The organism is Micromonospora sp. WMMD708, assembly GCF_049315245.1.
Classification (GTDB): Bacteria; Actinomycetota; Actinomycetes; order Mycobacteriales; family Micromonosporaceae; genus Micromonospora; species Micromonospora wenchangensis.
This window is the reverse complement of record NZ_CP186060.1, coordinates 2178728-2204570: the sequence shown is the minus strand read 5'-3', so window position 1 is coordinate 2204570 and position 25843 is coordinate 2178728. Positions and strand designations below refer to the sequence as shown.

The following is a 25843-nucleotide window of genomic DNA, read 5'->3' as shown; positions in this document are numbered from 1 at the left end:
GCGGTCAGTAGGCGACGGCGAAGTGCGCGCGCGGGTGTGCGCCCTGCTCGGCCTCGTCCAGGACGGCGACGGCGAAGTCGCGGTAGGAGATGCGGCTGACGCCGTCGGCGTCGGTCAGCAGGCCGGTGCCGCCCGCGCGGTACGTCCCGGTCCGCCCGCCCTGCGGGTCGAACTCCGTCGCCGGCACCACCACCGACCACTCCACCGTCGCCGGTGCCTCCCGCAGCACGTCCAGCGCCGCCGCGTGGGCCCTGGCGAATTCCTGGAACTGCGCCGGGAATCCGGGGGTGTCCATGATCCGGACGCCGGGCGCGACGTCGAGGTAGGCCGCCAGGCCGATGGCCACCAGGCGGCCCCGGCCGGTCGCGGCGACGGCGTCGACGAGCGCGTTCGCGGCGGCGGTGAAGAACGTCCGCGGGTCGTCCCCGGCGTCGGGGGCGACCGCGTTCACCACCGCGCCCGCGCCCTCGACCAGGGCGGCGACCTGCGACCGGTCGGTGACGTCGCCCGCGACCACCGCGACGCCGCAGCCCGCGAGGTCGGCGTACCGGGCGGTGTCCCGGACGACCGCGACGACCTCGTGCCCACGGCCGGCGGCCTCGGCCACGACCGCCCTGCCCGCCTTTCCACCTGCACCGAACACGACGATCCTGGCCACTGCTCGTTCCTCTCCCGCGCTGCCGGTGTTCCGGTGCCACCCGCGCGTACGGTGGCGGACGGCACCGGCTGCGCCACGGTAGCGGGCACCGGGGTTTCCTCCGGGAAACCTCGTTAGGCTGGACCGGTGACGGACCCCGCCGCGCGCTTCGATCCGGTCTGCCCGTCCGGCATCGCGCCGATCCGCATCGGCGACAGGTGGACGGCGATGGTGATCTCCCTGCTGGCGCAGGAGCCGATGCGGTACTCCACCATCCGGGCGCAGATCGGTCCGGTCACGGCGAAGGTGCTGACGACGGCGCTACGTGACCTGGAGCGGGACGGGTTCGTCGCCCGCACGGAGCATCCCGGCCCACCCCGCAGCGTCCACTATGCGCTGACGGAGCTGGGCCGGACCCTGTTGCCCGCCATCGCGCTGGCCGTGCGGTGGGCGCACGACCACCTCGGCGCGATGCTCGACGCGCAGGAGGCCTACGACCGCGAACACGCCCGCCAGGGTCGGGTGGGCCTGCGCTGACCGGCACTTCCGCACCGGTTCCGGGCACCGCCCGCGCCGGTCGGCGGATCAGGTCAGGCTGATCACCGGTCGGGTCAGGGTCTCGTCGGCGTAGCCGTCGTCGGAGGCGAGCCACCGGCCGAAGTCCCCGTCGCGGTAGGCGGTCGCGAGGGTCAGCCAGCCGAGGAAGAAGCCACTGCCGCCGCAGGTGACGACACCGCCGTCGCCGCCGCAGACCACCGTCGGCTCGGTCGTCACCTCGTACCGGTAGGGGTCCTGGCCGATCGCCAGCCCCCACAGGTTCGGCGTCCGGTGCGCCCCGGTGCGGTGCTCGACCGGGTAGCCGTCGTCGGGGGTGTCGTCGCCCCAGCGGAACAGGGTGGTCGCGCCCGCGCCGCAGGCCCACTCCCACTCGTCCGGACTGGTGGTCCGCAGGCCGAGGGCGGTCAGGGCGGCCATCGCCTCGTCGTGGTCGAACTCCTCGACCAGCACCGCGCGGGTCACCCGGCCGGTCGCGTCCAGCTCGACGGTCAGGCCGTCGGCGGAACTCACGGTGGCCACCCCGTCGCCCCGGTGGTCGAGGGACGCGACGAGTTCGCCGACCCGCGGGTCGTCCGGCGGCACCGGCATCTCGCCGGGTTCGAACGCCTCCACCGCGACCAGCATCGCCGGCAGGTCGACGTCGCGCACCGGCGAGGTCATCGCGTCGACGTACTCGGTCAGCGGCGGCAGGCCGTACTCCTCGGCGCTGTCGGCGTAGCTGGCCGCCTGGCCCGCGCCGGGGTGGAACCGCGTCCCGTCGTAGCCGAGCGTCGGCCGGCCGCCGGGCACCAGCGCGAACCGCAGCCCGCCCCGGTCGAACAGCGCGGTGCGGTGCCGGCGTCCCGCGTAACCGGTGTCCCGCAGGCCCACCACGGTCAGGTCGTGCCGCGCCGCGATCTCCCGGGCGAGTCGGCCGGCGGCCTGCTCGGACCGGTCGTTCCACTCATCGACACGGAGTTCGGCGTACGACATCGCGCCAGAATAGGACCGGTCGCGCCGGCACCGGCGGGCAGGGCTGACCGACCGCCGGTGTGCCGTGCGCAGTTCCGGACGTGTCAGTAGCCGATCCGGAAGGTGGCGTCCTGCCGGTCGGTGGCCGGTGAGCCGCTGGTGAGCGGGTCGATGCGCAGCAGGTAGTCGTAGTGGCGCAGGTACCGGTCGGGGAAGTTGTAGGAGCGGAACGACGTCCACGAGGAGTCCGCGAGGCCGGCCGTGCGGTAGAACGTGGCGTCGCCCCGGAACGCGCTGGTGCCGTCGTTGGCCGCCAACCGGATCGTGTAGTCGTAGTGGCGCAGGTACCGGTCGGGGTAGTTCACCGAGCGCAACGACACCCCGGTCGGGTCGGCCAGGCCGGGCACCAGGGTCCACAGCTGGTCCTGGTACGGCTCGAACGGGTACGTGTCGATGCGGCCGACGTTGTCGGCGTGCCGCACGTAGCGGTCGGGGAAGTTGTACGACTTGATCCGGTTCCAGGTGGGCAGCCCCCAGGCGGTGGTGAGCGCGGTGAGTTCGGCCGCGGTGACCGGGACGATCCCGGGGTGCTTGGAGTTCAGCGGCTGGGTGTACGCCCGGTCGTTGAGCAGGGTCCACGCGCCGCCTGCCACGTTGCTGGTCTGCCAGCAGAAGAACCGGCCGTTGGGGCTCCACGTGTCGCCCCACAGGTACCAGGTGTTCCCGGTGTGGGACTTGACGATCTGTGGGGCCTCGACTCCCCGGCCGGGGCCGATGGCGGCGGTGTGGACGCTGAAGCTGCCCGGGTTGAGGGTGGTGGAGCGGGTGCCGAGCAGGGTGCTGTTGGTGTTGTTCTTGAAGTACATGTAGTTGATCCCGTTGACGCTGACGAAGCTGCCGTCGATGGCGTCGTAGCCGGGGTCGAAGAACGTCTGCGGGGCGGACGCGGTCACGAAGTCGCCGGTGTAGTTGACCATCAGCACGTTGCGGCCGCCGGTGACGGCGGAGTAGACGACCGCGTACTGCCCGCGTCCGGGGTCCCAGTACGCCTCGGGCGCCCAGGCGTGGGTGGCCAGGGAGTGCACCTTGAGCAGCCGGTAGCCGGTGAAGGTGCGCAGGTCGGCGGAGTCCCAGACGTGCAGGTACTGGCTCTGGTAGTTCCAGTCGGTGCCGTTGAGGTCGGTCGCGAGCACCACGAACCCGCCGTTCTGCCGGCGCAGGACGAACGGGTCGCGCAGGCCCCGGCTGCCCAGCGTCGGGGTGGCGACGGGGCGGTTCTGGTTCAGCGGGGTCCAGTTCAGACCGTCGGTGCTGACGGCGAGGTGCAGGCCGTAGTTGGCGGCGGTCATGCTCGGCGACTCGGTGAAGTAGGCCATCACGTAGCCGTCACCGGGGGCGGCGGACGCGGTGGCGGGGCGCAGCAGGGTGGCACCGGCGAGGGCGGCACCGGTGGCGGACAGCAGGGTACGACGCTTCAACGGGTCACCTCGGGGTGGTGGCGGCGGGGTGGCGGTGGTTCCCGTACGTTATCGCTAACATCGATGACGTCAAGTGTCCGAAAACGCTGGCGGCCCGCTGCCCCGCAGGTCGGACGCCGGCGCCTGCCGGGCCGGTCCGCCCCGCTCAGCGCGTCGCCGCGGCGCGGCGGTTCAGGGCGCGCAGCAGATTGCCGCCGAACACGTCGGCGGCCTCGGCGGCGGAGAGCCCGTCGAGGCCGACCGGGTGCAGGGTCTGGGCGAACGACACGTGGTCGAGGCTGGGGGCGAAGTCGGAACCCCAGTAGAGCCGCTGCGCGCCGAAGTGGTGCAGCAGCGTCTCGACGAAGGGCCGGGCGGCGGGGTGCGGGTAGCCCTCGGCGGGGTCGCTGACCGCGTACAGGCCGGAGACCTTGACCCCGACATGGGGCAGCCGGGCCAGGTCGGTCAGCGGGGCGAGCCTGGCGGCGGCGGTCGGGGCGTCCGGGACGGTCGGCTGCCGGCCGGGCAGGCCGAGGTGGCTGAACAGCACCGGGCACCCGTCGAGGGCGGCCAGCGCCCGGCCGAGGCGTCCGGCGGCCTCGGGTGGGGCGTTGAGGCTGAGGACCGTTGCCGCGTCGGTGAGCGCCCCGGCGACCTGCGTCAGCCACTCGGCGAAGGTGTCGGCGGCGGCCGGGTCCGGCAGGTACGCGGCGAGGCCGGCGAATCCCGCCGACCGGAGGCGGTCCAGCCCGGCGGGGTCGACGCCGGTGACCGGAACGTACGCCAGGGGGGCGATCCAGTCGTGCGCGGCGGCGAGCCGGGCGAGGTGCCGGTTGTTGCCGGTGAACTCCTGGCCGCCCTCGTAGCCGACCACGAGGGCCCGGGAGATGCCGTGTTCGTGGCGCAACGTCCGGTAGACGGCGAGTTCGTCACCCCCGGCCGGTGACCTTCCGTACCGGCCGGGATAACCGTCGGCGAACAGGTGCAGGTGGGCGTCGGCGCGTTCCATGGGGCGGACCCTAACCGATTCTGAGCTGCCCATTGACGCGGGAGGACCCCTCGCTTAGGTTCTTGTCTCAATTAGGTCCGGATTATCGGACGTAGGCGAGGAGTGAACCGCGTGGTGCAGGCGCACGAGGACGTTGACGATCTGGTACGGCTGCGTCGGCAGCTTCACCAGCACCCCGAGCTGCGGTTCACTGAACAGCAGACCGCCACCGTGCTCGCCGGGCGGCTCGCGCCGATCGCCCGGGTGCGCACCGGCGTCGCCGGCACCGGCCTGCTCGCGGAGATCGAAGGACATGCCGAAGGACCCTCGGTGTTGCTTCGGGCCGATATGGACGCCTATCCGGTGCAGGACGCCAAGCAGGTGGGATGGGCGTCGACCAACCCGGGGGTCTGTCACGCCTGCGGGCACGACGTGCACATGACCGTGATGGCCGGCGTCGCCGCCCGGCTCGCCGCCGACCCACCCGCCCGGGGTTCGGTGACCGTGCTGTTCCAGCCGGCCGAGGAGATCCCGTTCGGCGCGACCTCCGGCGCCGCCGCGGTGCTCGCCGACGAGGCCCTGCGCGACCGGCGCTTCGACGCCGTCCTCGGCCTGCACTGCTGGCCGGACCTGCCGGTGGGGACGATCGGAGTGGACCGGGTGACCGCGATGGCGGCCAAGGACGCCTTCCGGTTCGAGGTGACCGGCCGGGCCGCGCACGCCGCCACCCCGGCCCTGGGCCGCGACGCGATCCTCGGCCTCGCCGGCATCGTCAACCTGCTGCACGCCGGGGTGGCCCGCTCCCGCAACCCGCACGAACTGGTGGCCTTCAACATCGGCACGATCGCCGGCGGGGCCAGCCAGAGCCAGGTCGCCGAACGGGCCGAGGCCACCGGCACGCTGCGCACCCACGACGAGGCCGTCCGCGCCCGGCTCAAGGAGGTCATCGAGCGGATCGCCCGGCAGCAGGCCGCCGCGCTCGACCTCGGGCTGCGGTTCACCTGGGCCAACGAGATGCCGCCGGTCCGCAACGCGGCAGCCCTGGTGGCGCTCGCCCGCACCGAACTGCCCGGGGTGGTCGAGGTCGCCGACCTGACCGAACCCCCACTGACCACCGACGACTTCGCACTGCTCGCCGCGCTCGGCCCCAGCCTGTACGTCAAGCTCGGCGTCACCGGCGAGCAGGGCGGCGCGCCGCTGCACTCCGGCGCGTTCGACGTCGACGAACGCTGCCTAGGCGTCGGGGTGGCCGCGCTGGAGCGGCTCACCCGGGCGGTGCTCGACGGCCGGCTGGCCGCTCCCGACGGTCACGGGGACGCCGGGGCCGGCCGGCCCGGCCCGGGTGACCGGGTCGGCGCCGTCGAGGCGGTCCGGGCATGAGCCGCCCGTCGGTGGCCGTGATCGGGGCCGGGGCGTTCGGGGTCCGGCACCTGGCCGCGTACCGGTCGCTCGGGGTGCCGGTGACCGCCCTGGTCGAGCCGGACCCCGCGACCCGCGCCCGGGTGGCCGCCCAGTACCAGGTGCCGCAGGCGTACGCCGACATCGCCGGCCTGCTCGCCGACGCGACGCCGGACGCCGCCTCGGTCTGCGTGCCCGGCCCGGCGCACCGGACGGTGGCCGTGGCGCTGCTCGACGCCGGGGTGCCGGTGCTGGTGGAGAAGCCGCTCGCCACCACCGTCACCGACGCCGCCGCCATCGTCGCCACCGCCGGCCGCACCGGCGTGCTCTGCCAGCCGGGGCACATTCTGCGGCACAGCCCGCCGCACCGGGCCCTGCACGACGCGATCCGTGCCGGCCGGCTGGGCGACGTGCTCGCCGTGTCGTCCCGCCGCGACCGGCCCCGCACCCTGAGCCGGCTCTTCCCGCGCGAACACCCCGCGCTGCTCACCGCCGTCCACGACATCGACCTGGCCCTCTGGTACGCCGGAGCGCCGGTGGTCGAGGTCCGCGCGGCGGCCCGGACCCGACCCGGATCGGCGACCCCGGTCCTGGTGTGGGCGGAGCTGCGACACGCCAACGACGTCGTGTCGTCGATCCGCAACAGCTACCTGCTTCCCGAGAACACTCCCCACCACACCTCGGACCTGGTCGAGGTGTACGGCACCGACGGGGTCGCCCACGTCGACCTCGGCCACCCCACGCTGCTCGTCCAGGGCGAGCCGACCGAGGCGCCGGACTGGCTGTTGTCCCCGGTCGGCGGCGGCGGCGCGCTCGCCGCCGAGCTGCGGCACTTCCTGAGCCGGATCGACGGCACCGCACCGACGGCGGTCGTCCCGCTCGCCGACGGACTGCACGTGGTGCAGGTCGCCGAGGCCGTGGCCGGCAGCGCCGACAGCGGTGGCGCGGTCCGCCGACTCCCCTGAGCCCCCCACTTGTGACAGGAGCTAACCGATGTTTCGACGGAGATTGGCCGGCGCCCTCGCCGCCGGCATGGCCGCCGCCGCCCTGTTGACCGGATGCGGTGGCGACGACGCCGCCGACGGCCCGGTCACCCTCAAGGTGCTGACCTGGGAGCCGGGTGGGGCCGAGTACTGGAAGCAGGTCAAGACCAGCTTCGAGGGCAGCCACCCGGACATCAGGCTGGAGATGCAGTCCGTCCCGTTCGACAAGTACCCCGAGGTGCAGGGCCCGTACATCACCTCGCAGTCGGGGCCGGACGTGATGGCCAACAACGCCGGGCTGGAGCTGTTCGACAGGCGTGGCGCGTACGTGCCGCTGGGCGACAAGGCCGCCGAGATCACCAAGGACCTGGTCACCTACAGCGGGGCCTGCGAGGGCTTCGACACGAGCAAGACCTGCTACGGGGTGCCGTTCTCCTACCAGGGCAACGTCCTGTACTACAACAAGGCCGTCCTGACCGCCGCCGGGTTGAACCCGGAGCAGCCGCCGGCCACCTGGGACGAGTTCGGGGCCGCCTGCGAGGCGGTGAAGAAGGCCGGCAAGACCTGCCTGGCGCTGGGCCTGTCCGGCACCTTCCCCGCGTACTGGGACTTCCCGGAGATCGCCCGTAACTATCTCACCGAGGACGACATCCGGGCGCTGCTCGCCGGGAAGCTGTCCTGGAAGGACCCGAAGCTGGTGTCGGTGCTCGGCAAGCTGGCCGAGATCACCACCAAGGGCTGGGCCAACAAGAACGCCCCGTCGATCACCATGCTGCCCGACGGCGCGGACATCTTCCAGCGCGGTGACGCCGCGTTCGCCGGCACCATCATCTCCGACGCGGTGAACTGGGAGGCGTTCGGCAAGGCGCTGGGCGACGACAAGCTCGGCGTCACCCGCTGGCCGGCGATCGACCCGGCCGCGCCGCTGGCCGGCAAGTTCTCCGGCATCGAGGGCGCGGTCTACGGGGTCACCCAGTGGAGCGAGAAGAAGCAGGCCGGGCTGGAGTTCATCAGCTGGCTCGCCGGTAAGGAGAACGGCGAGCTCTGGGTGAAGTACGGCAAGGGCCAGCCGCTGAACAGGACCGTCGACAAGGCGCTGCTGCCGTCGTCGCCGGCCTTCCTCAAGATCCAGGAGCTGGTCGCCCAGCCGACCCTGCACGCCGGCGTGATGCTCTCCGGCCCGGAGGCCGACGCCCTGGCCCGGGGCTGGCAGCAGGTCACCCTCGGCCAGCTCACCGTGGACAAGTGGGCCGACCAGATGCAGCAGGCGCTGGAGCGCAGCCCCACGAAGAAGCAGGGCAAGTAACCACCGGTGGGCGGGGCGACGCCATGTCGCCCCGCCCACCCGACCCGGGGAGAGGAACCCTGATGACGATCTCCACCGCGCCGGTGTCGGACCCGGTGGCCGCCGACGCCCCACCCGCGCCGACCCGCCGGCGGCGCCCCGGGCACGCCCGGGAGTGGTGGCTGGGCGCCGCGCTGGTGCTCCCCGCCGTGGTGCTGGCCGTGCTGTTCAAGCTGGTGCCGCTGGTCCGGGGGGTGGTCACCAGCTTCGAGTCGTCCAGCGGGTTCGGTGGCAGCGAGTTCGCCGGGGCGGACAACTACACCCGGATGTTCGACGACCCGATGGTGCTCACCAGCTTCCGCAACGCGCTGCTGGTGGTGGCCACCCTGCCGGTGTGGATCGTGCTCCCGCTGATCCTGGCGCTGCTGATCCACCAGCGCTCGCCCGGCTGGAAGTTCTTCCGGGCGGTGTACTTCGTGCCGTACACCATCGCGCCGATCGTGGTCGGCATCATGTTCCGGCAGATCCTCGCCCCCGACGGGCCGTTGAACGCCCTGCTGCGGTTCGTCGGCCTGGAGCCGCTGGCCATCGAGTGGCTCAACGGCCGCTACAGCGCGCTGTTCTCGCTGGTGGCGGTCGCCCTGTGGAGCTTCTTCGGGCTCGGCGTGATGACCTACCTCGCCGGCCTGGCCACCATCCCCGAGGAGACCCTGGAGGCGGCCTACCTGGACGGGGCCGGGTTCTTCCGGCGGCTGTGGTCGGTGGTCGTGCCGATGCTGCGCCCGACCGTGGCGTACTGGAGCGTGCTGTGCGCCTCGGGCGTGCTGATCTGGCTGTTCCCGCTGATCTACGCGCTGACCCAGGGTGGGCCGGGCGACGCCACCATGCTCCCCGAGTACCTGGTCTTCCTCACCACCTTCCAGTTCCTGGACCGCGGCTACGGCTCGGCCATCGGCATCGCCCTGTTCGTCTTCGTCGCCGTGCTGTCCGTCTTCAGCGTCCGGCACATGTTCACCGAGGGGACGCGTAAGCCGCGATGAACCCGCGACACTTCGCCCGGATCGGGCGCTACCTGTTGACCTTCGCGCTGGTCGTCGTCGCCGTCGCGGCGATCTACCCGCTGCTGTTCACCGTGGTCAGCTCGGTGAAGACGCAGTCCGGTTTCGCCGACGACCCGCTGGGCCTGCCGGCCGGGATCACCTTCGAGAACTACCTGGAGGCGTTCCGCCGGATGGACATGCCCCGGCTGCTGCTGAACTCGCTGGTCACCACGCTCGGCGGGTTGGTGCTGTCGGTGCTCGCCGCCCTGCTGGTCGCGTACGCGGTGACCAAGCTGCGGTTCCGGGGCGGCAAGGTGGTCTTCCTACTGATCATCGTGACGCTGACCATCCCCAGCCAGGCGATCATCTACCCGCTCTACCAGACGGTGCTGGACCTGGGCATGTCCGGCCAGTACCAGGGCCTGATCCTGGCGTACGCGGCGTTCGGGCTGCCGCTGGGCACCTACCAGCTCGCCGGCTACTTCCAGCAGGTGCCCGACGAGCTGATCGAGGCGGCCCGGGTCGACGGCGCGGGGCACCTGACCATCCTGTTCCGGCTGCTCGCCCCGATCGCCACCCCGGCCATCGCGGCGCTGGCCATCTTCAACTTCGTCTGGATGTGGAACGACCTGCTGCTGCCGCTGGTCATCATGGGCGGCTCGGACAGCAAGACGCTGATGGTGGGTGTCTCCCTGCTCAGCGGCCAGTACGACGTGTCGGTGCCGCTGGTCAGCGCCGGCCTGATCGTGGCGCTGCTGCCGGTGCTGATCGTCTACCTGGTCTTCCAGCGGCAACTCGTCTCCGGCGCGCTCGCCGGCTCCGGCAAGTGACGCCGGCCGACCGGAGCCGGGTGACTCCGGCCGCCCGGGTGACGCCGGCCGGTCCGCTGCGGCGGGGGCGACGGTGAGCGGGGCGGCCGGGCCGGGTGAGCAGGTGTGCCACCTCTACCGGCTGCGCCCCGGCGCGCAGGCCGAGTACGAGCGGCGGCACGCCCGGGTGTGGCCGGAGCTGTCCGCGCTGCTCGACGAGGCAGGCGTCTACGACTACCACATCTACCGGCACGACCTGCTGCTGATCTGCGTGCTGCGTACCCGTCGGGGGTTCGCCGAGGCCCGCGCGGTGACCGCCGCCTCGCCGGTGCAGGCCCGCTGGACGGCGTCGCTGGCGGAGCTGTTCGCCGAGATCGCCGACGCCGACGGTGAGCCGCTGTGGGCGTACCCGGTGTTCCACCATCCGGGGCAGCCGCCGCCGTGAACGGCGCGACCGTGCCGCGACGGCCCGGTGGGGAGGTCCCCGCCGGGCCGTCGCGGTGCCCGCCGTCAGACCGCGTACGCGACCGAACCGTCGGCGCGCAGCGGGATGCGGGTCAGCGGCCGGCCGGTCAGGTCCAGCGTCCGGGTGTCGGTCAGGTCGAGGGTGACGCCCAGGCCGGGCTCCTGTGGCACCGGCAGGAACCCGCCCTCGCGGCGGACGCAGGCCCGCGCCGGGCCGTCGGCGAGCTGGTCGTCCAGCGGCGAGTACTCCTGGGTGACGAAGTTCGGGATGGCCGTGTCGAGCTGCACCGAAGCCATGGTGAGCAGCGGTCCCAGGCAGTTGTGGGTGACCACGGCCGCGTGGTGCGCCTCGGCCAGCGCGGCGATCTTGCGGGCGTGGCTGAGCCCACCGGCCAGCCCGACGTCGGGCCGGACGTACTGCGCGCCGGCCTGGGCCAGCAGCTCCTTGAACTCCCAGATGGTGTGCAGCCGCTCCCCGTTGGCCATCGGCACCTGCGGTGCCCGCCGGCCCACCTCGGCCTGGCTGCTCACGCTGTCGATCTGGACCGGGTCCTCGACCAGCAGCGGCAGGTGCCGGGCCAGCGCCGGCACCACCGCCTGCGCCTGCAACGGGGTGAGCTTGCGGTGCAGCTCGATGAGCAGGTCGACGTCCGGGCCGACGGTGTCGCGGACGGCGGCGGTGGTGGCCTCGGTCTCGGCCACCAGCCGGGCCTGGGACAGGTCGCCGTAGGCGGCCGGCAGCGGGTCGAACTTCACGGCGGTGAAGCCGTCGGCGACCGCGGCGGCGGCCTGTTCGGCGAGCGCCTGCGCGCCGGTGCCGGGCAGCAGCAGGTGCAGCCGGATGCGGTCGCGGACCCGGCCGCCGAGCAGCTGCCACACCGGCACCCCGAGCCGCTTGCCCAGCAGGTCCCACAGCGCCAGGTCGACGGCGGAGACGGCGGCGGTGAGCACCGAGCCCCGGAACGGGCCCATCCGGTAGAGGTGGTGCCAGTGGTGCTCGATGCGGTCCGGGTCGGCCCCGAGCAGGTACGGCCGGAACGTCTGCACCACGGCGTGCACCGCGTCGGGGTATCCCCAGCACGCGGACTGGCCCACCCCGGTCCGCCCGTCGGACGTGCGTACCTGGACGAAGTGCGCGTCCCCGCGTACGGCCGACTCCACCTCGACGATCTCCATGCCGACTCCCCCCAATTAGAGACCAATAACGGCCACAAACTTGCTTGTGCACTCTTCCATAGCCCTGGACTGCTGGTCTAGGCTCCTCAACCAACGAGCCGGAATAGGGCTCAATTATCTCTGGGGGTGTGATGGGGCAGCTCGACGACTATCGGCTGATGGCCCGGATCCGCCGGTTCGAGGAGCGGCTGACCGCCCTCAAGGACGCCGGCGAGATCCCGGGCTCGATCCACCTGTGCAACGGGCAGGAGGCCATCCCGGTCGGCGCGTGCCGGGCGCTGCGCGACGGCGACCACGTCACCGCCACCTACCGCGGCCACGGCTGGGCGATCGCCCGCGGCGTCGACCTGACCGGCCTGTTCGCCGAGATGATGGGACGCGACTCCGCGCTGTGCGGCGGACGGGCGGCCTCGCCGTACCTGTCCGACCCGGGACGCTGGTTCGTCGGCGAGAACTCCATCGTCGGCGCCGGGGTGCCGATCGCCACCGGCGCGGCGCTCACCGCCCAGCGCACCGGCAGCGGAGCGGTCAGCGTGGTCAGCATCGGCGACGGCGCGATGAACCAGGGCAACGTGCACGAGGCGCTCAACCTCGCCGCCGTGCTCGACCTGCCGCTGGTGCTGGTGGTGGAGAACAACGTCTACTCCGAGATGTCCCGGATCTCCGACATGGTGCGCGTGAAGCAGCTCGCCGAACGGGCCGCCGGCTACGGCCTGCCCGCGCGGGTGGTCGACGGCAACGACCCCGACGCCGTCGCCGAGGCGGTCACCGAGGCCGTCGACCGGGCCCGGGAAGGCTCCGGCCCGTCCATCGTGGAGGCGATGACCGAACGCCTCGTCGGTCACTACAGCGGCGACGCACAGCACTACCGTCCCGCCGGCGAGATCGCCGCCGCCCGGCAACGCGAACCCCTGGCGCGAATCCGCCAGGCCGCCGACGCCGACCTGACCGCCCGGCTCGACGCCATCGACGCCGAGGTGGCCGCCGAGATCGAAACCGCCGTCACCGCCGCCCGCGCCGTCCCCCACCCGGACCCGGCGACCGCCGAGGAGCACGTCTATGTCTGAGTCGCTGCGCTACATCCAGGCCGTCAACGCCGCCCTCACCTGGGCCCTGGACAGCCGGACCGACACCATCTACTTCGGCGAGGACGTCGCGCTGCCCGGCGGGCCGTTCGGCGCGACCAAGGGACTGCACAAGCGGTTCGGCTCCGACCGGATCTTCGACACCCCGATCTCCGAGACCGGCTTCCTCGGCATGGCCCTCGGCGCGGCCATGACCGGCCTGCGCCCCATCGCCGAGATCATGTACGCCGACTTCTCGTTCGTCGCGATGGACCAGATCGTCAACCAGATCGCCACCATCCACTACTCCAGCGCCGGCCGGTGGAAGGCCCCGCTGGTGATCCGGATGCAGCAGGGCTACTCCCCCGGCGCGTGCGCCCAGCACTCGCACTCGCCGGAGGCGTACTTCGCGCACACCCCCGGCCTGCGGGTCGCCCTGCCGGCCACCCCGGACGACGCGTACCAGATGCTGCGCACGGCCGTGGTCAGCGACGACCCGGTGGTGGTCGCCGAGGCCCGGATGCTCTACCCGACCCGGGGTCAGGTGCGCACCGACGCCCCGGTCGAGCCCGTCGGCGGGGCCCGGGTGGTCCGCCCCGGCACCGACGTCACCGTCGTGGCCTGGTCCCGGATGGTCTCCGCCGCCCTCGACGCCGCCGGCACCCTGGCCGAGGAGGGCATCGACGTCGAGGTGGTCGACCTGCGCTGGCTCAACCCGCTCGACTTCGACACCGTCGCCGCGTCGGTGGCCCGCACCGGCCGGCTGGTCGTCGCCCACGAGGCGAACCTGACCGGCGGCTTCGGCGCGGAGATCGCCGCCCGCGCCGCCACCGAGTGCTTCACCGACCTGCGCGCCCCGATCGCCCGGGTCGCCGCCCCGGACGTGCCGATGCCCGCCGCACCCGCCCTCCAGGCGGTCGTGGTGCCCGAGGCGGCGACCGTCGCCGACGCCGTCCGCCGGACGGTCCGGGCGTGAACGACACGGTCCCGCCCGCCGCCGGCCCACGCGACGAACGGCCGGCCGCCGCGCACCCGCACGGCGGCACCCCGCCGGCCGGCGTCGGCACCCCCGGCACCGCACACGCCGGCCTGCTCGCCGGCCGGCGGGTGGTGGTCGTCGGCGGCGCGTCCGGCATCGGCCGGGCCACCGTCGCCGCCGCCGCGGCGGCCGGCGCGGCCGTCGCCGTCCTCGACGCCGACGCCGACGGCGCGGACACCGCCGCCACGCAGGTCCGCGCCACCGGCGGCCGGGCCTGCGCGCACCGGGTGGACGTCACCGTCGAGACCGAGGTCGCCGAGGCGCTCGACGCCGCCGCCGCCGACCTCGGCGGGATCGACGCCGTGCTGCACGTCGCCGGGGTGATGCGCGGGCAGGGCCTCGACGTCCGGGACGTGCCGGTCGCGCTCTGGGCCCAGGTCATCGCCGTCAACCTCACCGGACCGTTCCTCGTCGCCAAGCACGCCACCCGGCACCTGCTCCCCCACGGCGGGGTGCTCGTGCTGGTCGGCTCCAAGGCGGGCGTGCAGAACGGCTCCGGCTCGGTACCCTACGGCGCGAGCAAGGGAGGGTTGCACGGTCTGGCGCTCACACTGGCCCGCCAACTCGGTCCACAGGGGATCCGGGTGCACACGCTCTGCCCCGGCGACATCGACACGCCACTGATGCGGCGGTCGCTGTCCGAGGCACGGGCCAACGGCGCCGACGGCGGACGGATCGCCGCCGTCGAGGCCGCGCTGGGTCGCCCGGAGGACGTCGCCTCGGCGCTGGTCCTGCTGGCGTCGCCGGCGAGCGCCGGCCTCACCGGCACGGTCTGTACCGGCTGAGCACCCCACCCACCAGGGCAGCGGCACACCACGTGGAGGCATTGTGATCGGCATCATCGGCCCGGAGGACTCGATCCGGCTCGTCCGGGAGGTCGCGGCCGGGGAGGGCCGCGCGGAGTCGATCACCACCCGCGCGTACACCCGGCCGGAGCAGGCCCCCGACCTGGCCCGCGAGCTGGACGAGATGTGCCAGGTGCTGCTGTTCACCGGGCGCATCCCGTACGCCTTCGCCACGGCCACCGGCGAACTGCGCGCCGAGATCGACTACGTCCGGCACGCCGGCATCGACCTCTACCGCACGCTGTCGCGGATGCTGCTGGCCACCGGCGGGCGGCTGCCCCGGGTCAGCGTCGACACCATCGAGGCGGAGACCGTCCGGGAGACGTACCACGACATCGAGGTCGAGCCGCCCACCGAGATCCTGCCCATCGCCGACTCGTCCGGGCTGCTCTTCTCCGGCCTCGACGAGATCACCGCCTACCACCGGGAACGGTACGCCTCCGGCGCGGTCGAGGCGTGCCTGACCTGCCTCGGCGCGGTGCACCGGGACCTCGCCGACAGCGGGGTGCCGGTGTGGCGCGTCGAGCACACCCGGGCGTCGGTCCGTGACGCGCTGCGCCGGGCCTGGCTCGCCGCCGAGGTACGCCAGTCCCGGGCCACCCAGATCGCGGTGATGATGGTCGACCTGGGCGCCCCCACCCAGCGGGCACAGGACCCGTACCAGGCCGAGCGGCAGCGGCTACGGGTCCGCGAGGCGCTGCTGGAGCACGCCGAACGGATGCGCGGCCGACTCGCCACCGTCGACGACCGGACGATGATCATCACCACCACCCGGGGAACCGTGGAGAGCGCCCTGGCCCGGCACCGCGACGGGCACGCCTCGCTGCTCACCCTGCGCGGCATCGACGTCGAGCACGCCGTCGGCTTCGGCGCCGGCACCACCATCGCCGCCGCCGAGGACAACGCCCGCAAGGCCCTGGCGCTGGGCCGGCACAGCGGCGACACCCACGTGGTCTTCCCCGACGGGGAGGTCCACTCCAGCCGGCAGACCGCCGTGCGTCCCCGGCTACGCGAAACCGGCCCCGGCATGCTGCGCGTCTCCGAGCAGCTCCGGATCGGCCCACTGTCCACCCGACGGCTGCTGGAGGCGCTGCACCAGATGGACCCCGACCAGATCACCGCCCGGGGCCTCGCCGACGCGTACGGGGTGGAGGCCCGCTCGGCCCGCCGGCTGCTCAACGCGCTGCGGGCGGCCGGCTTCGCCGAGGAGGTCGGGGTGCACGTCAGCACCGGCGCGGGCCGCCCGCAGACCGTCTACCGGGTCGCCATGCAGCGACTGCTCGGCGCGATCGGAGCCGACACGTGAGCCACCCCGCCACCGGACAGCTGCGCTTCGTACCGACCTACCTGGTCACCGCCACCTTCGCCGCCGACGCCGCGCTCCGGCGGGAACCGCACCGGGCCGCGCACCTGGCGCACATGCGCGACCTGCTCGCCCACGGCACCGCCCTCGTCGTCGGGGCCCGCGCCGACCTGCGCGCCTCGGTGCTGGTGCTGCGGGCCACCGACGCGCCCGCCGCCCGCGCCCTTCTCGAACAGGACCCCTACTGGCGGCACGGGGTGTGGACCGCGATCGACGTGGTCGACTACCTGGCCGCCACCGCACCGACCATCGGGAGGTCATGATGTCGTCGTTCCGAAAGCTTTCCGGGGTGCGGGTGCTCGGGGCCGAGCACGCCCCGTTCGCCGCCGACCTGCTCCGCGCGGCGTGGGGTGAGGGCGGTGCCGACGCCGTGCCGGTCCGGTTCGTCGCCGACCCGGCGCTGCCCGAGGGCGGCCACCGCGTCGACGTGCCGGAACAGGGTGAGATCCGGCTGGTCGGCGACCCGTTCGCCGGCCTGGTGTACGCCGCCCGCGCCCTGGTCGCCGCCGCCACCCCCGCCGGGCTGCCGGTGGGCAGCACGGTGAGCGCCCCCGGGCTGCCGCTGCGCACCCTGTGGACCTGGGACCACTCCACCAACTGGGACACCCGCCAGCTCGGCCAGCAGGAGATCGGCGCGCTCAACCCGTACGCGAAGTCCGCCGACGCGTTCGGCGCCGACTACCGCCGCCTGGTCGACTTCTGCTCCCGGGAACGCATCGGCGGCATCGTCGTGTACGGGCTGCTGCGCGACGCCCACGGCGGCGTCGCCGCGGCCCGCGACCTGTGCGGGTACGCCAACGCCCGGGGTGTGCGGATCATCGCCGGGGTGGGCATCAACGCCTACGGCGGCATCTACTTCGACGGCCGGCACCGCTACAACCTGGCCACCTGGCTGCGACAGCGCCCCGACCTCGCCGCCGAGTTGCCGAAGAAGGTCGGCTTCGACATCGACGAGTTCGGTGACCTGCACTTCCCGGCCAGCGAGTACATGATGGCGGCCTGCCCGTCCCAGCCGGACAACCTGGCCTGGCACCGCGACGCCATCGACTGGCTGCTCGACACCCTGCCGGTGGGCGGGATCAACTTCGAGACCGGCGACTACGGCAGTTGCGCCTGCGCCCGGTGCGCCACCCGCACCGGGGGCGAGCGCACCTCCTGGTCGTACGAGGCGATGCGGTCGGTGTACCCGACGCTGCTTGCGACGGCCCGGCGGCCCGGACCGGCCGGGGTGCCGCTGCGCCACCTCGTCGAGGTGTACTGGGACAACATCTTCGACCTCGACGCCCAGAAGCCGCTGGCCGACCTGCCCGACGACGTCGCCTACCAGTACTGCGTGAACCGGGCCTTCTGGTACGACCAGCGGGACCGGCTGACCGCCGCGCACGTCGATCGGCTCCCGCACACCACGAACGTGCTGCGCACCCACGCCGGTTCTCAGTGGAACCGACAGCGCCACTCCTGGGTCCCCGAGATGTACGCCGACATGGCCGCCCGGTCCGGGGCGGCCGGGATGCGCGGACTGACCATCTTCGCCGAGCCGTCCGCCTACCACCCGACCAACGAGATCAGCTACCTGGCGTACGCCCGGTTCTCCTGGGACCCGGAACTGGCCTGGGCCGACTTCTGGCGTGACGAGGTCGCGCCCCGGTTCGGCGGCGCGGCCGAGGCGGAGGCGTTCCGCGACGGCGCGGCGCTGCTCGACGATCCGGGCGCGACCGGTGCGGCGCTGGCCGCCGTGTCCGCCGACGCGCTCGGCATGGTCGCGGCCACCAGCGGCGAGGTGCGGCGTCGGTGGCTCTGGCTCGCCGAGCGGATCTCGCGGTACGCCTACGCCGCCGGCTGACGCCGGTGCGGGCCCACTGCCGGTGGGCCCGCACCGGACGAGGGTCAGTCCTCGATCCACCCGTGGGAGCGGGCGAACTGCGTGAGGTGCTGCCGGATCTGGCTGATCTGGGCGCCGGTGAGCGTCGGCACCTGCTCCACCAGCAGGTCGGTGATGTTGGACCGGAAGGTGAACGCGGTCAGGACGTCGCACTCCTCGTCGTCGCCCCGGTCGGTCACCGGCAGCCGGGTCACGGTCGGCGCGGCGGACGCCGCCGCACGGGGTGCGCCCGGGGCACCGGGGTTGAGCAGGCGCGCGTAGAGCGCCTTGATCCCGCGGTTGCCCTCCACCGACTCGAACTCCACCCGCATTCCGGGTGCGACCGACGGCCGCTGGTCGCCGAAGTCGTTCGCGTGCACGAAGACGTCCTCACCACCGCCCTCCGGGCTGATGAAGCCGTAACCCTTCACGTCGTCGAAGCTGAGAATCGTACCGACCGCCACCGCGACCACCACCCCACGAAACACGAGCCACCAGAACAAGACGTCGTCGCGCCGTCTCCGGCGCAGCACCCATGGTAGTGGGCGGGGACCGATCCGGAACCCCTACTCGCGCGTGGCCGCGTGGTCGTGGTCGTGCCCCGCGCCGGTGACGCGGGGCACGGCCTCTAAAGCATCCTAGGACATCAGTGTGCGGGTGGGTCGGGCCGGGAAAGCCGCCGCCGGACTGGCGGACGGTGCCGGACTAGCGGATGGTGAAGGTCAGCGGGTTCGAGATGCCCACGCCCCCGTGGGCGTCGTACGCCCGGACGGTGAAGGTCGACGACGTGGCCGCCGCCAGGTCGAGCTGGAACTGGAAGCGCTGTCCGGTGCGGGTCGGCGTCGCGGCCACCCGGGTCCCGCCGAGGTACAGCTCCACCCGGTCGACGGTGTCCCCGGCGTCGGCGTCGGTGACGTCGGCGACCAGCGTGACGGTGGTCGGTTCGAGGAAGTAGGTCTGCCCGCCGGGGGTGCTCAGCGCCACGGCCGGGGGCTGGTTGGCACCGCTGGTCGGGGGCGTGACCACGGTGATCAGGCGGGGTGGGGCACCGCCGGACAGCGACTGGTCGGTGCCGGCGGAGACGTTCAGCACGTAGGTGGTGCTGGTGCCGGGGGCCCCGACCGGCGGGGTCCACGACGCGTCGAACCGGTCGCCGCCGGACCTCGTCCCCTGGGCCACCGTGACGCCGTCAACCCGGAACGACACCGAGGTGATGTAGTGGCCGCCGCCGACCGTGGCGGTCGCCGCCAGCGCAATGGGACCCGGCGCGGTGTGGACCGCCCCGGCGGCCGGGCTGATCCAGGTGACGATCGCCGGGTAGTCGGCGACCGGCGGTGGCGTCGTGCGGGTCGGCGTCACGGTGGGCACGACCCCGCCCGTGCAGGCGATCCCGTTGAGGGTGAACGCCGCCGGCTTGGGGTTGCTGAGGAACCAGGAACCGACGAAACCGATGTTCGCCGAGCTGTTGGTGCCCAGGGTCGCGTTCCAGCTGAGGTTGGTCGCGCTGACCTGCTGGCCGGTCTGGGCCCAGGTGGCGCTCCAGCTCTGGGCGATCTGCTGGTCGACGGCGGGGAACGCGAACCGCAGCGTCCAGCCGTTGACCGGCGCGCCGAGGTTGGTGACCGCGATGTCGGCCTGGAAGCCACCGTTCCACTGGCTGGTGACGACGTAGTCCACCCGGCACCCGGCGGCGGCGCTGGCCGTACCGGCGTGCAGGACCGCTGCCAGCACGCCGACCATGCCGACAACGACGGCGATCACGGCCGTCAGCGACTTTCGCATGTCACACCCCGCCACGAATCGTTGATTATCAATAGGTACGACGACTGTCCTGCGGTTCCGCTCGCCTTGTCAAGACAAGGCAGAGAGTCCTGCCGCCGGCAGGACGTCGGGGTGGCCGGACCTTCGTCCGGCCACCCCGACGGGACGTCCCGACGGGCCGCCCTGAAGGTCCTATCCCCCGGCGGGGACGCCCGCCGTGACCGCCCGCAGGTGCCGCAGGCCGTCGGTGGCGAGCCGGTCCTGCGAGGGGGCCAGCGGACGCCAGATCGCCGCGGCCGTGGCGATGGTGTCGTTCTCCGCCGTGAACGACTCGATGCAGACCGCACCCCGGTACCCGGTCTCCCCCAGCACCGCGAAGAACCGTGGCCAGTCGAAGTGGTCCGACCCCGGTGCGCCCCGGTGGGTCCCGCTGACCTGGACGTGCTTGACGTACGGGCCGGCGGCGGCCAGCGCCGCGTACGGATCGGACTCCTCGATGTTCATGTGGTACGTGTCGATCATGATGCCGACGCTCGACGGCAACCCGTCGATCAGCTCGATCGTCTGCGCGACGGTGTTGACCACGCTCGTCTCGTACCGGTTCAGTGCCTCCACCCCGATGCTCACGCCGACCTCACCGGCCTGCTCGGCCACCGGCGCCAGCGCCCGCCGGAAATCCGCGTGGCAGGCCGCCCGCGCCGCCGGTGACATCCGCCAGGTACGCCCGACCGAGGCGTACACCGGGCCGCCCACACAGGGCGCGCCGACCGCCGCCGCAGCCGCCACGCACCCCCGCAGGTAGTCGACCGTCGACTCCACCACCGCCGGGGCGGCGTCGACCAGCTCCCGACCTGGCGGCGTGACCGCGCAGACCGCCGCCGCGACCAGACCGTGCGCGGCCAGCAGGTCCCGGGTCCGGGCCGGGTCCCAGTCGCCCGGCTGCTCGATCGGCAGTTCCACCGCCTCGAAGCCGAACGACGCGATCCGCGGCACCAGCGTGGCGAGGGCCCCGTCGTCGACGGGCGACGCCCACACCCAGGGGTTCACCCCGAAGGCGTACACCGGGCCTACTTCCAGCGCTGCGGGTAACCGGGCAGGTCGGTGCAGCCGCACATCGCGTAGTGCAGCGGCGGCATGCCCGGATCGAGGTACCGGTCCAGGTTGTCCTGGGTGATGGTCGGCTGGGGCAGCTTCCACGGGTTGGCCACCTGCTGACCGTCGAGGATGCGCAGCGCGGCGATGACCGGCGTACGCCACTGGTACGTCGGGTACGTCGGCGCGATCGCGGTCAGGCCCTTGTCCTTCCACACCTTCAGGAAGTCGAGCTGGTCCTCGCCGTTGATCGGCGGCACCGGCTTGCCCGCGTCCTGGAACGCCTCGACCGCCGCGACGGCGACCGCGCCCGCGTCCATCCACACGCCGTCGATGGTGCCGTACCGCTGGAGGTAGTCGTCGACGATCTTCTTGGTCTTGGCCGGGTCGCCGTCGGTGAACTCGACCCCCACCACGTCGACCTTCGCCTTGTCGAACGCCACCTTCGCCGCCGACCAGCGGGTCTCCAGCACGTCGACGCCGGGCAGGATGCGCAGGGCGAGGACCTTGCCGCCCGGCTTCATCTTCTGGCTGACGAACTCGGCCCCGACGTGGCCGAAGCCGTAGCCGCCGATCGGGTTGACGAACGTCACCGGGCACTTCGTGCTGACCCCACGGTCGAAGACGACCACCGGCAGCCCCGCCTTGCAGGCCGCCTCGACCGCCGGGGTGAGCGTGGCGGTGGTGTTCGGCGAGACGATCAGCGCGTCACAGCCCTTGCCGAGCAGGTCGTTGATGTCGGCGATCTGCTTCTGGTCCTTGCCCTCGGCGTCGACGTGCACGAACTCGCTGATCCGGCTGCCCTGCGCCTCGACCTCGGCCTGCATGGTCTTGAACCCGACCTGCCGCCACGGGTTGTTCAACGCCGCGTTGGAGAAGCACAGCTTGTGCGGCCCGGCCTTCCTGAACTTCGTGGTGTCCACCATGGTCGGGTTGAGCATCTGTTCCCACGGCTTGTCCGCCGGGCCGGTCGGGGTCGCGCCGAGCAGCGCCAACTCGGCGTCGTAGTCGGCCTGCACGAAGAACTTCGACTGCTCCCCGGTGCCCGAGCCGGCGGCCGAGGTGGAACCGCCACCCGGCCCTCCGCCCGGTTCGTCGGTGGCGCAGGCGGTCAGCGAGAGCAGGGTGACGGCGGCCAGCGCCGCCAGGCAACGTCGCACTATGTTTCCCCTTATCGAGACGACGAACGGGTAGCCGAGACCGCCACGGCGAGCAGGATGATCGCGCCCTGGACGGTGGACCTGAGGGCGCCGGGGACGCCGTAGAAGTTCATCAGCGCGAAGAGCAGTTCGAGGCTGAGCGCGCCGAGCATCGCGCCGACGACCGAGCCGCGCCCCCCGCCCAGCGCCACGCCACCGAGCACCACCGCGGTGATCGCCCCGAACTCCAGGCCCGCCCCGGCCTGGAAGGACACCCCGCTGTAGCCGCCGAGCAGGATCGCCGCCACGGCCGCCGCGAGCCCGCTGAGGACGAAGGCGACCGTGCGGGTACGCCAGACGCGTACCCCGCTCAGCTGCGCGGTGCGCGCGTTGTCGCCGACGGCGACCAGGGTCCGGCCGAAGTCCGAGCGCATCAGCAGCACCGCGAGCGCCGCGACGACCACCAGCACCAGCAGCGCGTACGGCACCCGGCCGAGCAGCGGCACGTCCTCGACCGCCCGCCGGCCGAACCGGCGGAACTCCTCGGAGAGCCCGCCCTTCGGCGCGCCGTCGGACCACAGGTAGACCGCGCCGACCAGGATCAGGAACATGCCCAGGGTGGTGATGAACGACGGCACCCGCAGCCGCGTCGTGACCAGCCCGTTGACCAGCCCGACCAGCGCGCCGGAGACGAGCAGGAGCAGCACCACCGGCCAGGTGCGGGCCGGGTCGCTGTCGATCAGCCGGGCCGCCACCACCACCTGCGCGGTGACCAGCGAGCCCACCGACAGGTCGAACTCGCCGGAGACGATCACGAAGTACTGGCCGGCCGCGAGCAGGATGACCGGTGCCGACCGGCCGAGGAAGGACATCAGCGACGGCGGGTCGAGGAAGTCGGGCTGCCGGATGCCGACGAGTACCAGCAGCACCGCGAGGAGGGCCAGGATCGGCAGCACCCCGCCGGGGCGCACCCGGACGCGGATCGGGGACAGCGCACGACGCGCGACGGTCGGCATGGTCAGGACGCCGCCTTCCGCAGGGCCCGACGGGCGTAGACGGCGACCGCGGCGATGATGATGACGCCCCGGATCACCTGCTTGAAGAAGGCGTCCACCTCGAGCTGGTTGAAGATCGCGTCGATGCTGGCGAGCAGCAGCACCCCGCCGACCGTGCCGACGACCCCGCCCCGCCCACCGGCGAGCGCCGTACCGCCGATCACCACCGCGGCGATCGACTCCAGGTCGTAGAGGCCCTCGGTGCCCACCCGGGGTGCTCCCGAACCGAGCCGGCTGGCCAGGTAGATCCCGGCGAGCCCGGCACACAGCGAGCACAGCACGTGGGCGGTGACGAGGACCCGGTCGTTGCGGACCCCGGAGAGCCGGGCCACCTCCGGATCACCGCCGACGGCCACCAGGTGGTGGCCGAAGCGGGTCCGCGACAGCGCGAACCAGGCCGCCCCGGTCAACGCCAGCAGCAACAGGAACGACAACGGCACCGGACCGACCCGCTGGTAGCCCAACGACTGCACCAGCGCGGGCGAGGTGGCCCCGGCCGGTCCGTCGTAGTTGCTGTCGAGGTATCCCTTGAGCAGCAGCCCCACGCCGAGGGTGGCGATGAACGCGTTGACCCGCAACCGGGTCACGAGCAGCCCGTTGAGCAGCCCGATCCCGGCGCTGACCGCCAGCGCCAGGCCGACCGCCGGCAGCAGCGCGCCGTCGCTGCCGTTCATCGTCTCGGCCGCGACCAGGGTGCTCAGACTGATCACGTACGCCACCGAGAGGTCCAGCGACCCGCCGAGGATGACGAGCGTCTGGCCGACGGCGACGAGCCCGAGACCGGCGGCGACGTGCAGCAGGCTCACCGTCGTAGCCTGGTTGAACAGTTGCCCACCGTCGGCCAGGACGACCAGCCAGCCGACCGCCAGGGTCAGGGCCAGCGCCACGAACACCCCCGGCACCCGACGTCGGGCCGGTAGCAACGCCAGAGCGCTCACCGGTCGATCTCCGTTCGCGACTGCGGGGTGTGGCCGACGGCGAGGGCGACGACGTCCTGCTCGGTGGCACCGGCGGGGAGTTCGCCGGCTATCCGGCCGTCGCGCATGACGACGATCCGGTCGCTCATCCCCAGCAGCTCCGTCAGGTCCGACGAGATCATCAGGACCGCCGCGCCGTCGCGGGCCAGCCGACGGACGAGGTCGTGGATGGCCGACTTCGCCCCCACGTCGATGCCCCGGGTCGGCTCGTCGAACAGCAGCACCCGGGGGTCCAGCGCCAACCAGCGGGCCAGGACGACCTTCTGCTGGTTGCCGCCGGACAGGAAACGGATCTCCTGGTCGTCACCGGCGGCACGGACCTCGACGGTGGCGAGCAGGTCGCGGACCCGGCGGGCGCGGGCGGCGTACCCGGAGCGGGCCGGGAAGACGGCCCGCCCGGCGAGCAGCGCGTTGTCGAGCACCGACTGCCGGGGCAGGATCCCCTCCCCCTTGCGGTCCTCGGTGACGTAGGCGATGCCGGACCGCATCGCGGTACGCGGTGAGCGCAGCCGCACCGGCCGGCCGTCCAGCCTCACCTCGCCGGTGGTGAACGGGGCGACGCCGAACAGCGCACGGGCCAGCGCCGAGCGCCCGGAGCCCTGCAACCCGCCGACGCCGAGCACCTCGCCGGCCCGCAGGTCCAGGTCGACGGCGCGCAGCTTCCGGTTGCCGGCGCCCCGGACGGTCAGGCGTACCGGGCCGAGGTCGTCGGGGCCGGCCCGGTCGGGGTAGTAGCTGGACAGTTCCCGGCCGACCATGTGCCGGACCAGGTCGTCGGCGCAGGTGTCGGCGGTGTCCACGGTGGTGACCCGGCGGCCGTCCTTGAGCACCGTGATCCGGTCGGACAGGTCGAAGACCTCGGTGAGCCGGTGCGAGACGTAGAGCACGCCGATGCCGCGCTGCTGGAGCCGGCGGACCAGCCCGTAGAGCAACTCGACCTCGTGGTCGGCCAGCGCGGCGGTGGGTTCGTCCATGATGAGCAGTCGGGCGTCCAGGGCGAGCGCCTTCGCGATCTCGACGACCTGCTGCTGGGCGACGCCGAGCCGCCCCACCCGGGTGTCGGGGGCCAGGTCGGACTCACCGATCGAGGCGAGCAGGTCCCGGGTGCGCTCCCGCATCGCCCGCCGGTCGACCAGCCCGCGCCGGGCCGGTTCGTGTCCCAGGTGGACGTTCTCGGCGACGGTGCGCTCCGGCAGGAGGTTGAACTCCTGGTGGATGATGCCGATCCCGGCCCGCTGGGCGTCGCGGGGGCCCCGGAAGACCAGGCGTGCACCGGCGACCTCGACGGTGCCCGCGTCGGGGGCGTACCCGCCGGAGACGATCTTCATGAGGGTGGACTTGCCGGCCCCGTTCTCCCCGACGACGGCGTGCACCTCGCCCGGTGCGACGTCGAGGTCGACCCCGTCGAGCACGCGTACCCCGAGGAAGGACTTGCCGATGCCCCGGAGGGTCAGCAGTGGTGCCGGCGGCGGATCGGGCATCCCGGAAACCCTCACAGAAAGTAGTCATCGGCGTGGTCGGTGTTCCGTGTCCGGCACGGTCGAGCTGCCGGCCGGTGAACTTTCGCTGTCGCTCGTGAGCGCTTACGTCGCCAAGGAGCAAACTTTCCTTGACATCGACGAAACATCACACGTATGAAGATAGATGTTTCGATGCCTGTCCACAATCCTCGATCTTCGGCGACAGCCGGTCCGGGCACCCGAGCGGCGTGGACACCGGGTCGGTGGTCGGCGCACGCCCGCAGCCGGACCGTCGAAACATCGAACCTCACCCTATCCATTGACAGTCATCGATGACTGACCCATCCTGGCCTCGCGGCCCACCGGGCGAGCACATCATCGACGTCACTCTCAGTGACGCAGCACAGGGCGGACGACCGTTGCGGCGGACGGCAGACCGA

25 protein-coding genes are annotated in these 25843 nt (G+C 72.8%); 13 read left to right on the top strand and 12 right to left on the bottom strand.

All coding sequences use genetic code 11. The features are described from left to right. Positions 1 to 4: 4 nt before the first annotated feature. A complete protein-coding gene (locus ACN260_RS09975) occupies positions 5 to 658 on the bottom strand; it encodes an NAD(P)-dependent oxidoreductase (protein WP_422755679.1) in 654 nt (217 codons plus the stop codon). Positions 659 to 784: 126 nt separating this feature from the next. Between ACN260_RS09975 and ACN260_RS09970 the strand changes: the two genes are divergently transcribed. Then, entirely contained in the window at positions 785 to 1174 is a 390-nt protein-coding gene (locus tag ACN260_RS09970; protein ID WP_422755678.1) for a winged helix-turn-helix transcriptional regulator, read from the top strand. Between the two features lie 48 nt (positions 1175 to 1222). Here the strand turns inward: ACN260_RS09970 and ACN260_RS09965 are convergent, their stop codons facing one another. From ACN260_RS09965 to ACN260_RS09955, 3 genes are all read right to left on the bottom strand, one after another. Then, positions 1223 to 2167, bottom strand: coding sequence for a hypothetical protein (locus tag ACN260_RS09965; RefSeq protein ID WP_422755677.1), 945 nt, complete (start codon positions 2165 to 2167; stop codon positions 1223 to 1225). Between the two features lie 83 nt (positions 2168 to 2250). Then, complete coding sequence (locus ACN260_RS09960; RefSeq protein WP_422755676.1) at positions 2251 to 3624, bottom strand: glycoside hydrolase family 43 protein; 1374 nt, start codon at positions 3622 to 3624, stop codon at positions 2251 to 2253. Between the two features lie 145 nt (positions 3625 to 3769). Beyond that, on the bottom strand, positions 3770 to 4612 hold the full coding sequence (locus ACN260_RS09955; protein WP_422755675.1) for an amidohydrolase family protein: 843 nt from the start codon (positions 4610 to 4612) through the stop codon (positions 3770 to 3772). Between the two features lie 111 nt (positions 4613 to 4723). Here ACN260_RS09955 and ACN260_RS09950 point away from each other — a divergent pair, with 111 nt between their 5' ends. The 6 genes from ACN260_RS09950 (at position 4724) to ACN260_RS09925 (ending at position 10551) form a co-directional block, all read left to right on the top strand. Beyond that, positions 4724 to 5971 carry a M20 metallopeptidase family protein gene (locus ACN260_RS09950; RefSeq protein WP_422755674.1) on the top strand — a complete coding sequence of 416 codons (1248 nt, stop codon included), beginning with the start codon at positions 4724 to 4726 and terminating at the stop codon, positions 5969 to 5971. Beyond that, the gene (locus ACN260_RS09945) at positions 5968 to 6954 is read left to right on the top strand and encodes a Gfo/Idh/MocA family protein (RefSeq protein ID WP_422755673.1); all 987 of its coding nucleotides are present in this window, start codon (positions 5968 to 5970) and stop codon (positions 6952 to 6954) included. Before ACN260_RS09950 ends, ACN260_RS09945 begins: the two co-directional genes overlap by 4 nt. Positions 6955 to 6982: 28 nt before the next feature. Further along, on the top strand, positions 6983 to 8278 hold the full coding sequence (locus tag ACN260_RS09940) for an ABC transporter substrate-binding protein (RefSeq protein ID WP_422755672.1): 1296 nt from the start codon (positions 6983 to 6985) through the stop codon (positions 8276 to 8278). Between the two features lie 62 nt (positions 8279 to 8340). Then, positions 8341 to 9297 (top strand): carbohydrate ABC transporter permease, encoded by a 957-nt coding sequence (locus ACN260_RS09935; protein WP_422755671.1) that lies wholly within the window; start codon positions 8341 to 8343, stop codon positions 9295 to 9297. Continuing rightward, positions 9294 to 10127 carry a carbohydrate ABC transporter permease gene (locus ACN260_RS09930; RefSeq protein WP_088644292.1) on the top strand — a complete coding sequence of 278 codons (834 nt, stop codon included), beginning with the start codon at positions 9294 to 9296 and terminating at the stop codon, positions 10125 to 10127. The genes ACN260_RS09935 and ACN260_RS09930 overlap by 4 nt, the downstream gene beginning before the upstream one ends. A 73-nt stretch (positions 10128 to 10200) precedes the next feature. Continuing rightward, on the top strand, positions 10201 to 10551 hold the full coding sequence (locus ACN260_RS09925; RefSeq protein WP_422755670.1) for an L-rhamnose mutarotase: 351 nt from the start codon (positions 10201 to 10203) through the stop codon (positions 10549 to 10551). Positions 10552 to 10616: 65 nt separating this feature from the next. Here ACN260_RS09925 and ACN260_RS09920 read toward each other — a convergent pair whose 3' ends face one another. After that, the gene (locus tag ACN260_RS09920) at positions 10617 to 11747 is read right to left on the bottom strand and encodes a mandelate racemase/muconate lactonizing enzyme family protein (RefSeq protein WP_422755669.1); all 1131 of its coding nucleotides are present in this window, start codon (positions 11745 to 11747) and stop codon (positions 10617 to 10619) included. Between the two features lie 131 nt (positions 11748 to 11878). Here ACN260_RS09920 and ACN260_RS09915 point away from each other — a divergent pair, with 131 nt between their 5' ends. Genes ACN260_RS09915 through ACN260_RS09890 form a run of 6 tightly spaced genes read left to right on the top strand, consistent with a single transcriptional unit; the run spans position 11879 to position 17901 of the window. Further along, the gene (locus ACN260_RS09915) at positions 11879 to 12814 is read left to right on the top strand and encodes a thiamine pyrophosphate-dependent dehydrogenase E1 component subunit alpha (protein WP_422755668.1); all 936 of its coding nucleotides are present in this window, start codon (positions 11879 to 11881) and stop codon (positions 12812 to 12814) included. Continuing rightward, positions 12807 to 13787, top strand: coding sequence for an alpha-ketoacid dehydrogenase subunit beta (locus ACN260_RS09910; protein WP_422755667.1), 981 nt, complete (start codon positions 12807 to 12809; stop codon positions 13785 to 13787). Before ACN260_RS09915 ends, ACN260_RS09910 begins: the two co-directional genes overlap by 8 nt. Then, a complete protein-coding gene (locus ACN260_RS09905) occupies positions 13784 to 14635 on the top strand; it encodes an SDR family NAD(P)-dependent oxidoreductase (RefSeq protein ID WP_422755666.1) in 852 nt (283 codons plus the stop codon). Before ACN260_RS09910 ends, ACN260_RS09905 begins: the two co-directional genes overlap by 4 nt. A 43-nt stretch (positions 14636 to 14678) precedes the next feature. Next, positions 14679 to 16001 (top strand): hypothetical protein, encoded by a 1323-nt coding sequence (locus tag ACN260_RS09900; protein ID WP_422755665.1) that lies wholly within the window; start codon positions 14679 to 14681, stop codon positions 15999 to 16001. After that, complete coding sequence (locus tag ACN260_RS09895; RefSeq protein WP_422755664.1) at positions 15998 to 16321, top strand: YciI family protein; 324 nt, start codon at positions 15998 to 16000, stop codon at positions 16319 to 16321. Before ACN260_RS09900 ends, ACN260_RS09895 begins: the two co-directional genes overlap by 4 nt. Continuing rightward, positions 16321 to 17901, top strand: coding sequence for a hypothetical protein (locus ACN260_RS09890; RefSeq protein WP_422755663.1), 1581 nt, complete (start codon positions 16321 to 16323; stop codon positions 17899 to 17901). Before ACN260_RS09895 ends, ACN260_RS09890 begins: the two co-directional genes overlap by 1 nt. 44 nt (positions 17902 to 17945) lie before the next feature. On the opposite strand, the gene ACN260_RS09885 is transcribed toward ACN260_RS09890, so the two are convergent. The 7 genes from ACN260_RS09885 to ACN260_RS09855 all read right to left on the bottom strand — a co-directional run bounded on the left by ACN260_RS09885 (position 17946) and on the right by ACN260_RS09855 (position 25424). Next, entirely contained in the window at positions 17946 to 18383 is a 438-nt protein-coding gene (locus ACN260_RS09885) for a cold-shock protein (protein WP_422755662.1), read from the bottom strand. 241 nt (positions 18384 to 18624) lie between these two features. Continuing rightward, positions 18625 to 19701 (bottom strand): cellulose binding domain-containing protein, encoded by a 1077-nt coding sequence (locus tag ACN260_RS09880; RefSeq protein ID WP_422755661.1) that lies wholly within the window; start codon positions 19699 to 19701, stop codon positions 18625 to 18627. A gap of 171 nt (positions 19702 to 19872) precedes the next feature. Next, positions 19873 to 20742 carry a sugar phosphate isomerase/epimerase family protein gene (locus ACN260_RS09875; RefSeq protein WP_422755660.1) on the bottom strand — a complete coding sequence of 290 codons (870 nt, stop codon included), beginning with the start codon at positions 20740 to 20742 and terminating at the stop codon, positions 19873 to 19875. A gap of 5 nt (positions 20743 to 20747) precedes the next feature. After that, a complete protein-coding gene (locus ACN260_RS09870) occupies positions 20748 to 21932 on the bottom strand; it encodes a substrate-binding domain-containing protein (RefSeq protein WP_422755659.1) in 1185 nt (394 codons plus the stop codon). Positions 21933 to 21943: 11 nt separating this feature from the next. Beyond that, positions 21944 to 22927: an ABC transporter permease gene (locus ACN260_RS09865; RefSeq protein WP_422755658.1), complete on the bottom strand. Its 984-nt coding sequence runs from the start codon at positions 22925 to 22927 to the stop codon at positions 21944 to 21946. A 2-nt stretch (positions 22928 to 22929) separates the two neighbouring features. Further along, on the bottom strand, positions 22930 to 23904 hold the full coding sequence (locus tag ACN260_RS09860; protein ID WP_422755657.1) for an ABC transporter permease: 975 nt from the start codon (positions 23902 to 23904) through the stop codon (positions 22930 to 22932). Then, the gene (locus tag ACN260_RS09855; protein WP_422755656.1) at positions 23901 to 25424 is read right to left on the bottom strand and encodes a sugar ABC transporter ATP-binding protein; all 1524 of its coding nucleotides are present in this window, start codon (positions 25422 to 25424) and stop codon (positions 23901 to 23903) included. Before ACN260_RS09855 ends, ACN260_RS09860 begins: the two co-directional genes overlap by 4 nt. Positions 25425 to 25843: the final 419 nt, after the last annotated feature.

What these genes read in the sequence shown, in the direction of transcription:
- ACN260_RS09965 (WP_422755677.1), bottom strand. Translation starts at nt 2,167, where the DNA reads ATGTCGTACGCCGAACTCCGTGTCGATGAGTGGAACGACCGGTCCGAG.
- ACN260_RS09955 (WP_422755675.1), bottom strand. Translation starts at nt 4,612, where the DNA reads ATGGAACGCGCCGACGCCCACCTGCACCTGTTCGCCGACGGTTATCCC.
- ACN260_RS09945 (WP_422755673.1), top strand. Translation starts at nt 5,968, where the DNA reads ATGAGCCGCCCGTCGGTGGCCGTGATCGGGGCCGGGGCGTTCGGGGTC.
- ACN260_RS09940 (WP_422755672.1), top strand. Translation starts at nt 6,983, where the DNA reads ATGTTTCGACGGAGATTGGCCGGCGCCCTCGCCGCCGGCATGGCCGCC.
- ACN260_RS09935 (WP_422755671.1), top strand. Translation starts at nt 8,341, where the DNA reads ATGACGATCTCCACCGCGCCGGTGTCGGACCCGGTGGCCGCCGACGCC.
- ACN260_RS09930 (WP_088644292.1), top strand. Translation starts at nt 9,294, where the DNA reads ATGAACCCGCGACACTTCGCCCGGATCGGGCGCTACCTGTTGACCTTC.
- ACN260_RS09920 (WP_422755669.1), bottom strand. Translation starts at nt 11,747, where the DNA reads ATGGAGATCGTCGAGGTGGAGTCGGCCGTACGCGGGGACGCGCACTTC.
- ACN260_RS09915 (WP_422755668.1), top strand. Translation starts at nt 11,879, where the DNA reads ATGGGGCAGCTCGACGACTATCGGCTGATGGCCCGGATCCGCCGGTTC.
- ACN260_RS09910 (WP_422755667.1), top strand. Translation starts at nt 12,807, where the DNA reads ATGTCTGAGTCGCTGCGCTACATCCAGGCCGTCAACGCCGCCCTCACC.
- ACN260_RS09890 (WP_422755663.1), top strand. Translation starts at nt 16,321, where the DNA reads ATGTCGTCGTTCCGAAAGCTTTCCGGGGTGCGGGTGCTCGGGGCCGAG.
- ACN260_RS09880 (WP_422755661.1), bottom strand. Translation starts at nt 19,701, where the DNA reads ATGCGAAAGTCGCTGACGGCCGTGATCGCCGTCGTTGTCGGCATGGTC.
- ACN260_RS09865 (WP_422755658.1), bottom strand. Translation starts at nt 22,927, where the DNA reads ATGCCGACCGTCGCGCGTCGTGCGCTGTCCCCGATCCGCGTCCGGGTG.
- ACN260_RS09855 (WP_422755656.1), bottom strand. Translation starts at nt 25,424, where the DNA reads ATGCCCGATCCGCCGCCGGCACCACTGCTGACCCTCCGGGGCATCGGC.